This window comes from Leifsonia sp. SIMBA_070 (assembly GCF_046534635.1).
Taxonomy (GTDB): Bacteria; Actinomycetota; Actinomycetes; order Actinomycetales; family Microbacteriaceae; genus Leifsonia.
In genome coordinates, this window is record NZ_JAWRYK010000907.1 from 1 (window position 1) to 238 (window position 238).

Below are 238 nucleotides of genomic sequence, written 5' to 3' on the forward strand. Positions count from 1 at the left end.
GTCATCGGCCGTGTCCTCGATGTGGTCGTCGGCTTCGGCGTCAGCGGCGGCGTAGACAAACGGCAGCAACTCCGCGGCCACGCGAGCCGCCGGGGCCTGACCTTCGATGGTCGGGGCGAGATTGCCCCAGATCACCACGGTCACGTCGTTGACCGGGTCATAGCCCATGAACGAGTTGTAGCCGGGCATCTCACCGATGTGCCCGTACAGCGGGCCCATCTGCGCGATCCCGTACCCG

General features: G+C 66.8%; 1 pseudogene. It reads right to left on the minus strand.

Annotation, left to right across the window (positions count from 1 at the left end):
• A pseudogene (locus SB754_RS22840) lies at positions 1 to 238 on the minus strand (hypothetical protein); the annotation flags it as partial.